The sequence below is a fragment of the Burkholderia sp. Bp9143 genome, from assembly GCF_003853645.1.
In the GTDB taxonomy this organism is placed as follows: Bacteria; Pseudomonadota; Gammaproteobacteria; order Burkholderiales; family Burkholderiaceae; genus Burkholderia.
Map to the genome: position 1 here is coordinate 101,104 of NZ_QTPO01000011.1, position 16,222 is coordinate 117,325.

A 16,222-nucleotide genomic window follows, 5' to 3' on the forward strand; every position below is an offset into this window, starting at 1 on the left:
CAAGTTTTCCATGAGTCACACTCTCGACGGCAAGGTCGCGATCGTTACCGGTGGCGCGCGCGGCATCGGGCTCGGCATCGCACGGCAGCTCAAGGCGGACGGCGCGCGCGTCGCGCTCTGGGATCTCGACGTCGGCGGCTGCGACGAGCAGGGCCCGGGCTTCACACCGGATCACGTCGAAGCCGTGGACGTGTCGTCTCACGAGGCCGTGGAGCGCGCGTTCGACGCGACCGTCGCCGCGCTGGGCCACGTCGACATTCTCGTGAACAACGCGGGCATCAACGGGCCGGTGGCGCCGAGCTGGGAATATCCGGTCGACACGTGGCAGCGCGTGCTGGCCGTCGACCTGAACAGCGTGTTCTACACCTGCCGCGTCGCCGTTCCGCACATGCGCGAGCGCGGCGGCGGACGCATCCTCAACGTCGCGTCGATCGCCGGCAAGGAGGGCGTGCAGTTCATCTCCGCGTACTCGGCGGCCAAGGCCGGCGTGATCGCGTTCACGAAAGCCGCCGCGAAGGAACTTGCGCACGACAACGTGCTGATCAACTGCATCGCGCCGGCGATGGTCGAGACGGAGCTGTTCCGCGAAATGTCCGACGAGCACATCGTCGCGAGCAAGGCGAAGATCCCGATGGGCCGTTTCCTGCAGATCGACGAGGTCGGCCGCATGGTGAGCTGGGTCGTCAGCCCCGCATGCAGCTTCACGACCGGCTTCACGTTCGACCTGACGGGCGGGAGGGCCACGTATTGAAACCCGCTGAACATCATGCGCGCCCGCTGGCGGCGGCGCATCTGACGGTGCTGGAATATGCGCCCGTGCCCTGGGTGCGGGCCGCCGCGAAGGCGGGGTTCGCCGCGGTCGGGCTGCGCCTCCATCCGGCCATGCCGGGCGGTATCGCCTATCCGGTCGCCGCCGGCAGCGCCGCGCATCGCGAGCTGCGCGACGTGCTGGCCGGTGAGGGCATGAAGGTCGTCGACGTCGAGTTCATTCCCGTCGTGCCGGACCTCGATGCCGCGTCGTGCCTGCCGCTGTTCGAGGCGGCCGCCGCGCTCGGTGCCCGCTGCGTGAGCGTGTCGGGCGACGACGCCGACGCCGCGCGCCTCGTCGCGAATCTTGCCGCGCTCGCGGGCCTCGCCAGGCCGTTCGGATTGTCGATCGACCTGGAATTCATGCGCTGGCGCAGCGTGGGCACGCTCGCGCAGGCACGCGCGGCGATCGCACGTGCGGCGCAGCCCAATCTCGCGCTGGTGATCGATGCGCTGCACCTGTCGCGCTCGGGCGGCACGCCGGCCGACGTCGCGGCGGTGCCGCGCGAACTGATCGGCTTCGCCCAGCTGTGCGACGCGCGCGCCGAGCAGCCGGCCAACGACGACGAGGCGATCGTCGAGGCGCGCACCGCGCGGCTCGCGCCGGGCGATGGCGCGTTGCCGCTCGATGCGTTGCTGCGCGCATTGCCGGCGGATGTGCCGCTGAGCGTGGAGATGCCGATGCCGTCGCTGCCGGTCGACGCGCGCGTCGAACTGGCCTATCGCGGCGCGCGGCGCGTCGTCGAGCGCGCGGGCGCTGCCGCGCCGACAGGAACCTGACCGGGACACCGCACGATGAGCGTATTCGACGAAGACAAGATCGACTGCCATTGCCACGTGTTCGATCCCGTGCGCTTTCCGTATCGCGACGACACGCCGTATCGACCCACGCAGCAGGAGATCGGCACGGCGGCCCAGTTCGTCCGCGTGATGGACGCGTATCGCGTGCGCCACGCGCTGCTCGTCGGGCCGACGAGTGGCTATCGGACCGACAACCGCTGCCTGATCGATGCACTGGAGACGCATGAAGGGCGCTTTCGCGGGATTGCCGTGGTCGACAACGACATCGGCCGCGGCGAACTCGCCGCGCTGCGCCGCGCCGGCGTGGCGGGCGTCGCGTTCAATCCGGCGATGGAGGGCATCGAGCTCGTGACGAGCGCGGGCGCGCTGTTCGCGATGCTCGCGGAGCTCGGCATGATCGCGCAGATCCAGGTGGCCGGCGACCAGATGGCGGCGCTCGGCCCCTGGCTCGCGCGGCAACCCGCGGCGCTCGTGATCGATCACTGCGGACGGCCGCACAGCGACGGCGGGATCGGTCAGGCCGGCTTCGACGCGCTGCTGCGTCTCGCGGAAGGCGGCAATGCGAACGTGAAGCTGTCCGGCTGGCAGAAATACTCGAACGGCCCACATCCGTATGAAGATACGTGGCCGTACGCGCACGCGCTGCTGCGTGCGTTCGGGCCGCAACACTGCGTGTGGGGCTCCGACTGGCCGTTTCTGCGTGCGCCCGAACGGCTCGACTATGGCCCGCTTCTGACGCTGTTCGAGGCGATCGTGCCCGACACGGCGATCCGGCGGCAGATCCAGTGGGATACGCCGCGGCGGCTGTTCGGATTCGACGAACGGCCGCACGGCGCCGGTGCATGATCGATGCGGAACCGCCGCGTCGCTCAGTCACTTCAACCTGTTCGACCTTGCGGTGCCTGGTGACGCCTTCCAGAAGCGATCGATCATCCCGAACTGGATACCGCGCACCGACGCACCCGGCCACGAAGTCGCCCTGCATGCGTCGGCCGCCGTTCTTGATTCAGGTCACGGGCGCCACCGGGGCGTCGGGCCACGATGAGCGTGTCCGGCCGACCGCGCCGGCGAATGCCGGACCGCGCCTGTCGCGAGCGGCCCGGCCGCGACCATCGGAGGGCTCGTCATGGATCACGGGAAAGCACACATCGTCTGGTTCGGTGACCTGCGCCGCGGCGACGTGGCGCGCGTCGGCGGCAAGAATGCGTCGCTGGGCGAACTGATCGGCAATCTGTCCGCGCAGGGCGTGAACGTGCCGCCCGGTTTCGCGTCGACTGCGGACGCGTACTGGCGATTCATCGATGCGAATGGATTGCGGGAGGTGATTGGCCGCACGCTCGACGCATTCGGTGCACGCAAGATGGCGCTCGCCGAGGCCGGCGCGTCGATCCGCCAGGCGATCCTCCACGGAGACTGGCCCGACGACATCGCCGACGCGATTCGGGATGCGTATCGGCAACTGTGCCGCCAGTCCGGCGCAGACGATGTCGATGTCGCCGTGCGCTCGAGCGCGACCGCCGAGGATCTGCCCGACGCGAGCTTCGCGGGCCAGCAGGAAACCTACCTGAACGTGCGCGGCGAGCATGCGTTGCTCGCCGCTTGTCGCCGGTGCTACGCGTCGCTGTTCACCGATCGCGCGATTGCCTACCGGGAAGAAAAGGGCTTCGATCACCTGCGCGTCGCGCTGTCGATCGGCGTGCAGCGCATGGTGCGTTCGGACGTCGGGGCGGCCGGCGTCATGTTCTCGCTCGATACGGAAACGGGATTCGACAAGGTGGTGCTGATCAGCGCGGCGTGGGGGCTGGGCGAGAATGTCGTGCAGGGCACCGTGGACCCCGACGAATACGAAGTGTTCAAGCCGCTGCTCGGCGATCCGGCGTGCACGCCTGTTATCGGCAAGACGCTCGGCGGCAAGGCGCGCAAGCTGATCTATGCGCGCGACGAGGATGCGCCGACCCGCAACGTGCCGACCTCGAAAGCCGAGCGCGCCACCTTCGTGCTGGCGGATCGCGACATCCTGGCGCTCGCGAACTGGGCCTGCGCGATCGAGGCGCACTATGGCCAGCCGATGGATATGGAATGGGCGAAGGACGGGGTCAGCGGGGAACTGTTCGTCGTGCAGGCGCGTCCCGAAACGGTGCAGTCGCGGCGCGAGGCCACCGCCATCAGGACCTATCGGCTCGGCCAGACCGGCCGGAAGCTGCTCACCGGCGTCAGTGTCGGCGAGGCGATCGCGGCCGGCAGCGTGTGCGTGATCGACAGTCCACGCGACATGGCGCGCTTCGTCGATGGCGCGGTACTCGTGACGCACACGACGGATCCGGACTGGCTTCCCGTGATGCGCCGCGCTGCCGCGATCATCACCGATCATGGCGGCCGCACGTCGCATGCCGCGATCGTGAGTCGCGAACTGGGATTACCGGCCATCGTCGGCACCGGCAACGCGACCCACATGCTGCACGATCAGCAGGAAGTGACGGTCTCGTGCGCCGAGGGCGAGGCCGGGTTCGTCTACGAGGGCATCGCGCAATACGACGTCGAGGCGATCGACCTGACCGATCTTCCGGCCACCCGGACGCAGGTCATGCTGAACCTCGCCAATCCGGCCGCGGCGTTCAGGTGGTGGCGCCTGCCTGCCGACGGAATCGGGCTCGCGCGCATGGAGTTCGTGATCAGCAACCATATCAAGGCCCATCCGATGGCGCTGGCCCATTACGATGCGCTGACGGACCCGCATGCGAAGCGCGAGATCGCCGCGTTGACGTCGGGCTACGACGACCCGTCGAACTATTTCGTCGACCGGCTGGCGCACGGCCTCGCGCGTATCGCGGCGGTTTGCCATCCCGCGCCGGCGATCGTCCGCATGAGCGACTTCAAGACGAACGAGTACGCGCATCTGGTCGGCGGCGCGCAGTTCGAGCCGCAGGAGGAGAATCCGATGCTCGGGTTTCGCGGCGCGTCGCGCTACTACTCGCCGCGCTATCGCGACGGATTCGCGCTCGAATGCCGGGCCATCGCGCGGCTGCGCAACGACATGGGGTTCAGGAACGTGGTCGTGATGATCCCGTTCTGCCGCACGCTCGACGAGGCGGACCGCGTGCTCGAGGTCCTCGCCGAGAACGGGCTGAAGCGCGGCGAAGACGGCTTGCAGATCTACGTGATGTGCGAGATCCCGTCGAACGTCATCCTGGCAAGTCAGTTTGCGCAGCGCTTCGACGGCTTCTCGATCGGCAGCAACGATCTGACCCAACTGACGCTGGGCGTCGACCGCGATTCGGCGGAGCTGGCCGGGTTGTTCGACGAGCAGAACGACGCCGTGAAATGGATGATTGCCCACGTGATCGAGTCCGCCCGCAACGCCGGGGCGAAAGTCGGCCTGTGCGGCCAGGCGCCGAGCGATCATCCGGCATTCGCCGATTTTCTCGTTGCGTGCGGCATCGACTCGGTTTCCGTCAGCCCTGACAGCTTCATCGCGGTCAAGCGCCGCGTGGCGGCCGCGGAACAGGCCGCGCCCGGCGAACGTGGGTCGCCGGAGTGAACGGGGCCGGATGGTTGGACGACCGTACCGGGCCGGCGGACCGGGCTGAAGGCGGCGTCACGCCGCGCACGAGCGTGCCCGGCCGTCTTCGGCGCGGGCGAACGTCGCCTGCAGCACCGGATGCACGTCGTTGCGCCAGTGATCGCCGGTAAAGAGTCCGTAGTGGTCGCAATCGTCGACGTCGACGCGTTGCCGCGCATCCGCTGCGAGGCCGCTGCACATGGCCAGCGCCGCATGGGTCTGGCCGGCACCGGTGACGGCATCGCACCTGCCTTCGACGGTGAGCAGCACGATCGCGCGCAGCGCGGCGGGGTCGACCCGCTGGCCGTGAACGTCCCACGTCCGGTTTGCCAGGCACGCGCGCTGGAAAACGATGTCGACCGTATCGAGGAAGTACTCGGCGGGCATGTCGAGGAGCGTCATGTATTCGCGCAGTTCCCGGCGTGCGCATGAGAGCGCGTCGGCATCGCCGCTCGACACCGCCCGCCGATAGCGCTCGACCAGCGTCATGTAGCGCTGCGGGTACACGACCGCGATCTCGGCACGCTGCAGATAGGCGGGAAAGACCTGCCGCCCGTATCCGGCGAAGCCTTGCGGCACCGTGTCGATCAGCGTGGCGCGACACCAGTCGAGCGAATGCGACCGGGCCGCGGTCCCGAGCGCACTCGGATTGATGCGGGCATCGAGCGGGCCTCCGATCAACGTCAGGCTTGCCGGCAGCGCGGCCCCGCGTTGCGCGCGCAGCGCGATCGCGCCGAGCGAGGGAAACGTGGCCTGGCAGATGGCGACGACGTGCAGCGGCCGGGCGTCGTCCAGCAGCGCATCGATGAAGCGGTCGAGCATCGACACGTATTCGTCGAGGCCGAATCGACCCGCGTCGCGCGGCACGTCGCGCGCATCGATCCAGTCGGTGATGCAGACGTCGCCGTCGGCAAGCAGGGTCTCGACCGTCTCCCGCATCATCACGGCCGCATGGCCGGCGAGCGGCGCGCAGAGCAGGATCACGCGTTGCGCACCCGCGCGCGCGAAGCGGCGCAGCGAGCAAAACGGCGGGTGCGCGACGATCGTGTCGGCAACGTCGACGCGGCGGCCGCCCAGGTCGACCGAATCGATGGAGAGCGGTGGCACGTCGGCTCGCAGGTCGAGCAAGGGTTCGAACAGATCCGTGTAGCACGACGACGCGGCATCGGGCCAAAGACCGCGCGTGACTCGCGCCGCCGCGTCCCATGCCCGCAACCACTGCCGTTGCCGTTCGATCAGGTCATACCACATGGCGCATGTGCGGGGAATCGCCGGGGATTCGGACAAGTCTACTGTCGCCCGATCGTGTGGCGAAGGGTTGACCTGAATCAGCGTCGTCCCGATCGCCGGCCTGCCGATCGCGAACGCGACGTGAATGCGGAGCGGGCCACGTGACGGTGCGCCCGGCGTGCCGGCATCCGGGGGCGTGACGGGCAATCACATGGCCGGCGAGGTGCGCGCCGGACGCCGGGCTGGCGACGATGACGGTCCGATGCCTTGCCCGAACCACGGCGTCTCGGCACCGAGCGACGCGACATACCGCGCCCAGCCCCCGGGGTTGCCGGCGAACAGCCACGCGCACACGGGCTCGGCGAGCGCATCGCGATCGAGCGGCGTGTCGAGCAACAGCTGCGGCCACAGGCAGTATGCGTGGAGGACGGCGCGCGTGAACTCGCGCACGGTCATGTGCGCGAACACCTGATTCAGCAATGGAACGTCCGCGAGCATCGGCTGGGCGGCCAGCAGCGAGTCGATCGTCCTGTCGTCAGGCTCGTATTCGAGCACGCAACTGAGCGTGCGCAGGATGCTGCCCAGGTGCACGAGCAACGCGCGGCGAGCTTCGGTTTCGTCTGGCATGAGGGGCATCCGGATTCGTTGCGCGGATTGCTCCGCGTGTTCACTTGAAATCTATGAGCGATGTCGCACGCGACCATTGATGGAAGTCAAGCGCGGCACTCGGTGCCGGTCCGGCTATCGGCCGTGACTGCCTGGCGCATGGGGAGCGCGATCGACGCATGCGCATCGATGCTTCGGCGACATTGCGTCAGACGAATCGGCGACTGTTTCGATCGCCCGGGCTAGCCGCATGACGCGCGTCAATATCGATTGACCGGCAGGCGCGAAGATCGACGTTCCCGCATGTCGATCGCGATCGGGATCGACATGTTCCGTGCCGTCCGCGTTGTCACGTTCATGATATGGAAGCCATCATGCCCGCCTTGTTCACGAACACGTCGCATCGCCAGATCCGTTCCCGTTCCGATGCCGCGGCGCCGAGTGTGGCCACTGCCGCACCGCACCCGAATCAGCCGCTCGACGTCGATGCCGGCCGATTGCTGAGTCCCCACGAAATCGCGGTCCTGATGGTGCTCGCCAGCGAACCGCGGCGCCAGCAGGCCGATCCGGCCGACCTTCGCTGCCTCGTCGATCGGGGGCTCGTTCGACTGGATGCCGCGCCGCTTGCGGAGGCGCCCGTCGACCTGTCGTCCGACGGGCGTCGGATGGTGTTGCGTCTCGGCAGACGAGATCGCGGCCGGCAGGGTCGCAACGTCGACTTCACGATCGCGCGTTGCACGATCATGGCGGCGACATCGATCGGCGCGTCGCGCTGACCTGCATCAATTCCGTGCGGCGAAGTCGCACCTACCGTTGTCTTTATCGGATGCGGACAGGAGCCGATGGCCATGAAAGGCGACCGCGAGCCGAAGAAGGGTGTCGAGCAGGCGCTCGAGAGGGAGCCGCGGATCGATGCGGTGCGCATCGGCGCGGACGTTTCCGTTGCGTGAGGGTTCGGGCGGCGACGGACGTCGGTCGACGTTCCGCTGCGCCCCGGCCGGGAGATTGAACATGAATGCCGCGATGCTCTGCACCCGCGATGTGGCCACATGTACGACGCAGGCAACCGTCGTCGAGGCGGCCGAAATGATGCGCGACGCGCACACCGGCGATCTGGTCGTCGTACGTGAACAGGACGGGCGACGTGCGCCGGTCGGCATGGTGACCGATCGAGACATCGTGCTCACCGTGGTCGGCGCCGACGCGGAGGCCCGCTCGCTGTTCGTCGGCGACATCATGTCGACGCCCGTCTCGATCGCGAACGTCGACGACGACATCTGGCTGCTCGCGAAGCGGATGCGCCAGCACGGTGTCCGCCGGCTGCCGGTCGTCGATGGCGACGGTGACCTGGTCGGTGTCGTCTCGCTCGACGACATGCTGCGCGCGGCTGCGACGCTGCTCGACGAGTTGCGTCTGGTGGCCGCCCGCCAGACGTATTTCGAGGAGAAGCAGCGTGACTGATCCGGTGCGGTCCGGCTTGCGCCGCGCCGTGCACGACATGGCGGCGGGCGCGACACCGGCGCGGTGCGCCGCCCGTGCACGCGCAACGCCATGACACGCGGCCGCCATACCGGTCCGCGCACCCCGCTGCGTTTCTGGCTCGGCGGCATCGGCTTTTGCTTGCTGCTGGCGAGTGCGACGACGTGGCTCGGCGCGATCCACGACCATCCGTCGAGCGCGGGTGTCGTGGCCGGCATGACGGCGCCGGAATGCGGGCGCGTGAGCGCGCGGCCGGCCGGATCGCTGCTGACGGCGCCGCTTCCCGATCACGACATCTGCCTGCCGCTGTTCCTGTATCGCGCGTCGTATCCGGATGCCGCGAGCGACGTCGCGTCGTACCGCACGTGGATCCTCCAGCAGCGGGTCGGCGAATTCTGGCGGCTGTTCGGCTATGTGCTTTTGCTGTGGGCGACGATACTGCTTCTCGTCGCCGGCTCGTTCTTGTTCATCCGGCATCGCCACCGCGGCTCGGGCCCCGGGACGAGCGGCGATCGTCGCAACGGCGGCAACGCGTGAACGTCATCGGCATGTCCGGCCGATTTCCGTCGATCGCTGACGCGGTGAATCGACATGCGTGCGGCCAGGCGGGACGGCGATCAGCGCGAAAGCAGCAGGGAAGGGAGAACGACGATGGCGGCTGAAGCCGCCGGAAGCCGCATCGTCGGCATCCGGCCGGCCCGCGGACATGCGTTGATCGCGGTCAATGCCGCGCGGCGCCACGTCAATACGATGGATCGCATCTCCGTGACGGATGACGACCATGAACAGGATCACAGCCGCATCTCGCGTGCTCGTGCTCTGCGCTGCGGCGTGCTGCGTGCCGACTCAGCCGGCACATGCGCAGCATGCGCGCCATGTCCCTCGCCAGGATTTCCACGGCCGGGACTTTCGTCACTTCGCACCGAGGGAGCGCGCGCACTGGCGCGGCGGCCACTGGGTGCAGGACTGGCATGGCGGACGTTACGCGTGGTGGTGGATCGTCGACGGCTACTGGTATTTCTATCCGGAACCCATGTATCCGTATCCGACGTACATCCCGCCCGCGGTCATCATGCAGCGGCCGCCGCCCACGCCCAGCCGGCTTCCACCGGCACGCACGTGGTACTACTGCAACGACCCGCGCGGATACTATCCGTATGTCGCGTCGTGCAATGGCGTCTGGACCGCGGTTCCGTCGAGCCCGGGCCGGGCGCCGCAATGATTGAAGCGACGCTTGTCCGCATCGAAGCGGCCGGGCACCGGCCGCACGACTGCGCGCACGCGACGCGGGAGGCACATGATGAACGGATCCTCGCCGGATGCTGACGTCGACGACGTACTGCTGACGGATTTGTATGAGCTGACGATGATGCAGGCCGCGTTCGATAGCGGAATGAACGACGCGGCCAGCTTCGAGTTCTTCGTACGGGCGCTGCCGGAGCATCGCGCATTCCTGATGGCGGCGGGACTGGAACCGGTGCTCGACTATCTGGAGGGCCTGCGCTTCACTGCCACCGCGCTGGAACGACTGGCCGCAACCGGGCGCTTTCGCGCGGATTTCCTTGCATCGCTCGCCGGCTTCCGCTTTACGGGCACCGTCGACGCGATGCCGGAAGGCACGGTGTTCTTCGCCGACGAACCGATCCTGCGGATCACGGCGCCGTTTCGCGAGGCACAGTTCGTCGAGAGCCGCGTGATGAACCTGCTCCACTACGCGACGCTGGTCGCAAGCAAGGCCGCGCGCGTCACGCTCGTCGCGCACGGCAGGCTGCTGGTCGATTTCGGCCTGCGGCGCGCCCATGGCGCGGAGGCGGCGATGCTGTCCGCGCGTGCCAGCTACCTGGCCGGGTTCTCCGGTACGGCGACCCTGCTCGCCGGATTGCGCTACGGCATTCCTGTGTACGGCACGCTGGCGCATTCATTCGTCCAGGCGCACGACGACGAAGCGCTCGCGTTCGAGCACTTCGCGCGCTCGCAGCCGGATAACGCGTTGCTGCTGATCGACACGTACGATACCGAGCATGCGGCGGGCAAGGTCGTCGAGCTTGCGCAGCGGCTCGCGCCCGACAACGTGCGCATCAAGGGCGTGCGGATCGACAGCGGCGATCTGGCGGCGCACGCACGCAACGTTCGCGCGATCCTCGATCTCGGCGGCCTGACCGATGCGACGATCTTCGCGAGCGGCAATCTCGACGAAATCCGGCTGCAGGAGCTCGTCCGCCAGCACGCACCCATCGACGGTTTCGGGATCGGCACGCAGTTGAGTACGTCGGCGGACGCACCGTGCCTCGACTGCGCGTACAAGCTCGTCGAGTATGCGGGCCGGGCGCGCTGCAAACGCTCGGAGGGCAAGGCGACGCTGCCCGGCCGCAAGCAGGTGTTCCGGCAATACGGCTCGGATGGGCGAATCAGCGCCGACTGCGTCGGTCTCGACGGCGAGTGCATCGACGGAGCGCCACTGTTGCGGCCCGCCATGGTCGCAGGGACGCGGCTCGCGGCCCCCACGCTCGGCGAGAGCCGCATTCACGCCTTGCGCGAACTGTCCACGCTGCCCGATCCCATGCATGCGCTGATGCCCGTCATGCCGCTGCAGCCGCTGATTTCCCCGGCGCTGGCGGCACTCGCCGCGCAGTGGGGCGAGCACGCGGGGCAGCAAGCGGCATGAACGATGCCCGTATCGCGGATGACCGCGCGATCGCGCCGAGCGACGAGGTGGCCGCGTTGCGCCTGTCACGCTCGCCGAACGCGCGACACGCGGCGAACGCCGACGGGCTGAAAGGGAGACGTTCCATGGCAGGGCTACCTCGATTCACGCGGTCATCGGGCCTTGCGCGTCATGACACGCTTTGACGTGTTCAACGGCGATGCGGACGGCATCTGCGCGCTCCAGCAGCTCCGGCTCGCGATGCCGGCCGACTCGGTGCTCGTGACGGGCCCCAAGCGCGACATCGCGTTGCTCGCGCGCGTGCCGGCCGCCCGAGGCGACACCGTCACCGTCCTGGACGTATCGCTCGACGCGAACCGCGCGGCCCTCGATGCACTGCTGGCGCGCGGGGTCGACGTCGATTATTTCGATCACCACATGCCCGGCGCCGTGCCGGCTCATCCGCATCTTCGCGCGCATATCGATACGGCGCCGGACACCTGTACGAGCGTCATCGTCGACCGGTACCTGGCGGGCCGGCAGCGGCGCTGGGCGGTGGTCGGCGCATATGGCGACAATCTCGTCGGCGTGGCCGCCAGCCTCGCCGCCGCCTCCGGCCTGACGGATGCCGATGCCTACCGGCTGCAGGGGCTCGGTGAATCCGTCAACTACAACGGGTACGGCGATTCCCCCGACGATCTTTTCATGGCGCCGCTGGCCGTGTATGCGGTGCTGCGGCACTATGCGAACCCGCTCGATTTCGCGGCGTCGCCGCTTGCGCGGCGGCTCGACGCCAACCGGCGGCGCGATATCGCGCGTGCGGAGCGACAGCGCGCGAGCATCGCACTGCCCGGGGCGGACGTCTATATCCTGCCCGACGCGCGCTGGGCGCGCCGCGTGCGCGGCGTCTTTGCCAACCGGCTCGCGCGCGGGGACGCGACACGTGCTCACGCGGTGCTGACGATGTCGGCAGCAGGCGTTTACACAGTCAGCGTTCGCGCGCCGGTCGCCGCGCCGTACGGCGCCGATCGTCTGTGCCGCGCGTTTCCGGAAGGCGGCGGCCGCGAAGGGGCGGCCGGCATCAACCGGCTCGCGCCGGATCGCCTCGACGCGTTCGTCGACGCACTCTCGAACGCATACCCCGCCGCGTGAGCCGGCGCAGGCGTGCTCGTCGAGGCGGTACGGTGTGGCCGGAACGGGTGTCATCGAGATGCTCCTGAACGGTGGCCGTTGCGCGGGGGTACGCGCTGCAATCGTGGCGCCGCCCGTTGCAGGGCGGTTGACTCAGGTCAAGCCCGCCGGCCTGCCGGCCCGGGAAGATGAACCGCCATCATCGCCGGGGGAGGCGTCGTGGAGCACCATGCGGAGGTTTTGCGCGGTGGGCGCTGGACGCTGCCCGCGCCGGGCTGGCGGGATCTCGTCGCGACGCTGATCGTCGTCGGTTTCCTGCTGCTGGCCGGCACCTGGGCGCACCAGATGGCCGGCCCGCTGACGGTGGCGCATCCTCCGGCCATCTCGCTGTCCCCGGCGGCGCTGCCCGGCTACACGCTGCGCACCGTCGCGCGGATGTTCGCGGCACTGCTCGCGTCGATCGCCTTCACGTTCGTCTTCGCGACCGCGGCGGCGCGCAGCCGTCGCGCCGAGCGCGTGCTGATCCCGCTGCTCGACGTGCTGCAGTCGGTGCCGATCCTCGGCTACCTGTCGTTTACCGTGCTGTTCTTCCTGTCGCTGTTCCCGGGGCGGATCCTCGGCGCCGAGTGCGCGGCGATCTTCGCGATCTTCACGAGCCAGGCGTGGAACATGACGTTCAGCTTCTACCAGGCGCTGCGCACGGTGCCGCTCGATCTCGACGAGACCAGCCGCAGCTTCCGGCTGTCCGCGTGGCAGCGCTTCTGGCGCCTCGACGTGCCGTTCGCGATGCCCGGCCTGGTCTGGAACGCGATGATGTCGATGTCGGGCGGCTGGTTCTTCGTGGTCGCATCCGAGGCGATCGCGGTCGGCAACCTGCACGTCGACTTGCCCGGCGTGGGCGCCTATGTCGCGCAGGCGATCGCGAACCGCGACCTGGCTGCGGTGTGCTGGGCGATCGTCGCGATGAGCGTCGCGATCGTCCTGTACGACCAGTTGCTGTTCAGGCCGCTGGTCGCGTGGTCGGAGCGGTTCCGGTACGGCGATGCGGCGCCCACGGTCGCGTCGCGCAGCTGGATGCTCGACCTGTTCCACCGCTCGCGATGGGTCGCCCGCGCGAGCGGCCCGGTCCGCGCGCTGCTGCATCGCGCGGCGCGTGCGCGGCTGCGCGGGTTCACGCCGGCGTGGCGCGGCCGGATCGCGCTGCCGCGGCACACGGGCGACGTGCTCTGGTTCGCGCTGTGCGCCGCGGGATGCGCGTATGCGGTGTACGCACTGTTCCGGCTCGGACGCGCGACGCTGACCTGGACGGACCTGCGCGTCGTGGTCGGCGCAGGGGGGCTCACGTTCGCCCGCGTGACCGTGCTGGTCGTGCTCGCGTCGGCGCTGTGGGTGCCGATCGGTATCGCGATCGGCCTGCGGCCGCGCGTGGCCGCCCGCATCCAGCCGGTCACGCAGTTCCTCGCCGCGTTTCCGGCCAACCTGCTGTTTCCGGTCGCCGTCTTCGCGATCGTGCGCTTGCGGCTCGAGCCCGACATCTGGCTGTGCCCGCTGATGATATTGGGTGCGCAATGGTATGTGCTGTTCAACGTGATCGCCGGCGCGAGCGCGTTCCCGGCCGACCTGCGCGAAGCGGCGGCATGCTTCCGGGTGCGGCCCGTGACGTGGTGGCGTCGCGTCATGCTGCCGGGTGTGCTGCCGTATTTCGTGACGGGCGCGATTACCGCGTCGGGTGGCGCATGGAACGCGAGCATCGTCGCCGAGGCGGTGAGCTGGGGCAGCACGCGCCTGAACGCCGGCGGACTCGGCGCGTATATCGCGCGGATGACCGACGCCGGCGATTATCCGCGCATCGCGCTCGGCGTCGCCGTCATGTCGCTGCTCGTGATCGCGACCAACCGGCTCGTGTGGCGCCCGATGTACGCATTCGCGGAGCGCCGCACGCGGCTCGATTGAGCCCGCACTCGATCCTTTGGCGCCCTTTACTCATGGGAGAACCGCGTGCCGAATCTCGACGAATCCACGGAACGGAATGTCGCGAGCGCGACCGTGCCGCCTTCGGACACGGCGGCGGTCGTGCTCGAGATGCTGGCCGTATGCAAGTCGTTCACGAAGCCGTCCGGCGAACCGCTGCACGTGCTGGCCGATATCGATCTCGCGCTGCACGAAGGCGAGATACTGGGGCTGCTGGGCCGCTCCGGCTCGGGCAAGTCCACGCTGCTGAGGATCGCCGGCGGCCTTGTCAAACCGTCGTCCGGCGCGGTGGCGTATCGCGGCGCACCGCTCGCCGGTCCGACCGACGGCATCGCGGTGGTGTTCCAGACCTTCGCGCTGTACCCGTGGCTGACCGTCATCGAAAACGTCGAGCTCGGCCTCGACGCGCTGGGCCTCGCCCCACGCGACGTGCGCGCCCGCGCGGCCGCCGCGATCGAGCTGATCGGGCTCGACGGGTTCGAATCGGCATTTCCCCGCGAACTGTCGGGCGGCATGCGCCAGCGGGTGGGTTTCGCCCGCGCGCTCGTCAGCGAACCCGTGCTGCTGTTGATGGACGAACCGTTCTCGGCGCTCGACGTGCTGACCGCGGAAACGCTGCGCACCGATTTTCTCGACCTGTGGGACGCGCGCCAGCTGTCGACCCGGTCGGTGCTGATGGTGACGCACAACATCGAGGAAGCCGTGCTGATGTGCGATCGCATCCTGGTGCTCGGCGCCGCTCCGGCGCGCATCGAGGCGACGCTGAACGTGCCGCTGCCGCGTCCGCGCAGCCGGCACGATCCGGCCGTCCAGGCGATCGTCGGCAAGATCTATGCGACGCTGACCGCACGCATCGCCGACGCGACGGCAGGCCGGGAAGCGACGGGCAGTGCGCTGGCCATGAAGCTGCCCAACGTGTCGAGCCACCATCTCGCCGGGTTCGTCGACACGCTCGCGGCCGCGCCGTACGACGGACATGTGGAGCTCGGGGCGATCGCGTCGGCGCTCGCCCTCCGGGTCGACGCGCTGTATTCGACGGCGGCCGCGCTCCATCTGCTCGCGTTTGCCGAATGGCACGACAGGACCATCCGGCTGAGCGCCGCGGGCCAGGTGTTCGCGCACAGCGACGATGATGCCCGGCGGCGTCTGTTTCGCGAGCATATTGTCCGGTTCGTGCCGCTCGCCGCGCATATCGACGAAGTGCTCGGCGAACGCGAAGGGCATCGCGCGCCGCGCGCGCGCTTCGAGCTCGAGCTCGAGGACCATCTCGATCCACGCAGCGCGGAGCAGGCGCTGCGGGTCGTGACCGACTGGGGGCGTTATGCGGGGCTGTTCGACTACGACGACCATACCCGTACCTTCGGTCGCTGACCGTTCGGGCCGCATGTCGGTTGCGTGCTTGATCGGCATCAAGTGTCGCGCGGCGGGGCGTGCGACGCTGGATGTACCGTCGGCGCAGCCGCGTCGATCCGGCGGAGATGCTCCGCAACCCGATGCCACCGACCGTTCACGGGAGGACTGACCATGAACTGGCTTGCCGAATACTTCGCCCAGCGCACGAGCCCGTTGTCGCTTTCGCTGTGGGCTCATCCGCCACTCGCGCTCGGGCCTGACGGCCCGATCTGTCGCGAGCCTTATCGCCTGCCGTACCCGGGTGTGGAACTCGTGTTCACGCCGGCGGAAGCGGTCGAGCGCGGCGGGAAAATCTACACGCTGCCGGCGCGCTATGACTCCCGGGGGCTGCTTGCCGCGCGCAGCACGGCGCACGACGAGGCTACGTCGTTCTTCCGCGAGGTGACGATCTTCGCGCCGTCGCCGTTCAATCGCGACTTCGTCGTGACGGTCAACGGCGAATTTTCGTTCGTGCCGTCGTTCTGGCAGGACGGGTCGCCCGGCTTCTCGGGGGTCTGCGCGCCTGCCGCGAGCGGTCGCGCGACGGGCGAACGAACCGGCCCGCCGTGGCTGTTCCAGGGGTATCTCAGCATCTAGGCATC

At 68.8% G+C, this 16,222-nt stretch carries 16 protein-coding genes; 13 read left to right on the plus strand and 3 right to left on the minus strand.

The genetic code is table 11. The features are described 5' to 3' along the window. The first annotated feature begins 10 nt into the window (after positions 1-10). From DIE23_RS10830 to ppsA, 4 genes are all read left to right on the plus strand, one after another. On the plus strand, positions 11-751 hold the full coding sequence (locus DIE23_RS10830) for an SDR family NAD(P)-dependent oxidoreductase (protein ID WP_124612111.1): 741 nt from the start codon (positions 11-13) through the stop codon (positions 749-751). Continuing rightward, the gene (locus DIE23_RS10835; protein ID WP_260436034.1) at positions 748-1,587 is read left to right on the plus strand and encodes a sugar phosphate isomerase/epimerase; all 840 of its coding nucleotides are present in this window, start codon (positions 748-750) and stop codon (positions 1,585-1,587) included. The genes DIE23_RS10830 and DIE23_RS10835 overlap by 4 nt, the downstream gene beginning before the upstream one ends. 15 nt (positions 1,588-1,602) lie before the next feature. Beyond that, positions 1,603-2,454, plus strand: coding sequence for an amidohydrolase (locus DIE23_RS10840; protein WP_124612113.1), 852 nt, complete (start codon positions 1,603-1,605; stop codon positions 2,452-2,454). A 280-nt stretch (positions 2,455-2,734) separates the two neighbouring features. After that, positions 2,735-5,146, plus strand: coding sequence for a phosphoenolpyruvate synthase (ppsA, locus tag DIE23_RS10845; RefSeq protein ID WP_124612114.1), 2,412 nt, complete (start codon positions 2,735-2,737; stop codon positions 5,144-5,146). Positions 5,147-5,203: 57 nt separating this feature from the next. Here ppsA and phaZ read toward each other — a convergent pair whose 3' ends face one another. Together phaZ and DIE23_RS10855 are read right to left on the minus strand one after the other, a co-directional pair. Further along, positions 5,204-6,418, minus strand: coding sequence for a polyhydroxyalkanoate depolymerase (gene phaZ, locus DIE23_RS10850; protein WP_124612115.1), 1,215 nt, complete (start codon positions 6,416-6,418; stop codon positions 5,204-5,206). Between the two features lie 186 nt (positions 6,419-6,604). Then, positions 6,605-7,024 (minus strand): hypothetical protein, encoded by a 420-nt coding sequence (locus DIE23_RS10855; protein WP_124612116.1) that lies wholly within the window; start codon positions 7,022-7,024, stop codon positions 6,605-6,607. 353 nt (positions 7,025-7,377) lie between these two features. On the opposite strand from DIE23_RS10855, the gene DIE23_RS10860 reads away from it, so the two are divergent. From DIE23_RS10860 to DIE23_RS10870, 3 genes are all read left to right on the plus strand, one after another. Continuing rightward, positions 7,378-7,779, plus strand: coding sequence for a hypothetical protein (locus DIE23_RS10860; RefSeq protein ID WP_124612117.1), 402 nt, complete (start codon positions 7,378-7,380; stop codon positions 7,777-7,779). A 235-nt stretch (positions 7,780-8,014) separates the two neighbouring features. Next, a complete protein-coding gene (locus DIE23_RS10865; RefSeq protein WP_124612118.1) occupies positions 8,015-8,464 on the plus strand; it encodes a CBS domain-containing protein in 450 nt (149 codons plus the stop codon). Between the two features lie 90 nt (positions 8,465-8,554). After that, positions 8,555-9,019, plus strand: a complete 465-nt coding sequence (locus tag DIE23_RS10870; RefSeq protein WP_124612119.1) for a hypothetical protein — start codon at positions 8,555-8,557, stop codon at positions 9,017-9,019. Between the two features lie 3 nt (positions 9,020-9,022). Here DIE23_RS10870 and DIE23_RS10875 read toward each other — a convergent pair whose 3' ends face one another. Continuing rightward, the gene (locus tag DIE23_RS10875) at positions 9,023-9,277 is read right to left on the minus strand and encodes a hypothetical protein (RefSeq protein ID WP_124612120.1); all 255 of its coding nucleotides are present in this window, start codon (positions 9,275-9,277) and stop codon (positions 9,023-9,025) included. Between DIE23_RS10875 and DIE23_RS10880 the strand changes: the two genes are divergently transcribed. The 6 genes from DIE23_RS10880 (at position 9,264) to DIE23_RS10905 (ending at position 16,217) form a co-directional block, all read left to right on the plus strand. Continuing rightward, positions 9,264-9,704, plus strand: coding sequence for a hypothetical protein (locus DIE23_RS10880; protein WP_124612121.1), 441 nt, complete (start codon positions 9,264-9,266; stop codon positions 9,702-9,704). The two genes, DIE23_RS10875 and DIE23_RS10880, sit on opposite strands and share 14 nt — an antisense overlap. Before the next feature lie 78 nt (positions 9,705-9,782). Further along, positions 9,783-11,147 carry a nicotinate phosphoribosyltransferase gene (locus DIE23_RS10885; RefSeq protein ID WP_124612186.1) on the plus strand — a complete coding sequence of 455 codons (1,365 nt, stop codon included), beginning with the start codon at positions 9,783-9,785 and terminating at the stop codon, positions 11,145-11,147. Positions 11,148-11,318: 171 nt separating this feature from the next. Beyond that, positions 11,319-12,278 (plus strand): acetyltransferase, encoded by a 960-nt coding sequence (locus tag DIE23_RS10890; protein WP_124612122.1) that lies wholly within the window; start codon positions 11,319-11,321, stop codon positions 12,276-12,278. Positions 12,279-12,476: 198 nt separating this feature from the next. Further along, positions 12,477-14,210 carry an ABC transporter permease subunit gene (locus DIE23_RS10895; RefSeq protein WP_124612123.1) on the plus strand — a complete coding sequence of 578 codons (1,734 nt, stop codon included), beginning with the start codon at positions 12,477-12,479 and terminating at the stop codon, positions 14,208-14,210. A 93-nt stretch (positions 14,211-14,303) separates the two neighbouring features. Beyond that, positions 14,304-15,599 (plus strand): nitrate/sulfonate/bicarbonate ABC transporter ATP-binding protein, encoded by a 1,296-nt coding sequence (locus DIE23_RS10900; RefSeq protein WP_409364229.1) that lies wholly within the window; start codon positions 14,304-14,306, stop codon positions 15,597-15,599. A gap of 153 nt (positions 15,600-15,752) precedes the next feature. Next, positions 15,753-16,217: a hypothetical protein gene (locus DIE23_RS10905; RefSeq protein ID WP_124612125.1), complete on the plus strand. Its 465-nt coding sequence runs from the start codon at positions 15,753-15,755 to the stop codon at positions 16,215-16,217. Positions 16,218-16,222 lie beyond the last annotated feature (5 nt).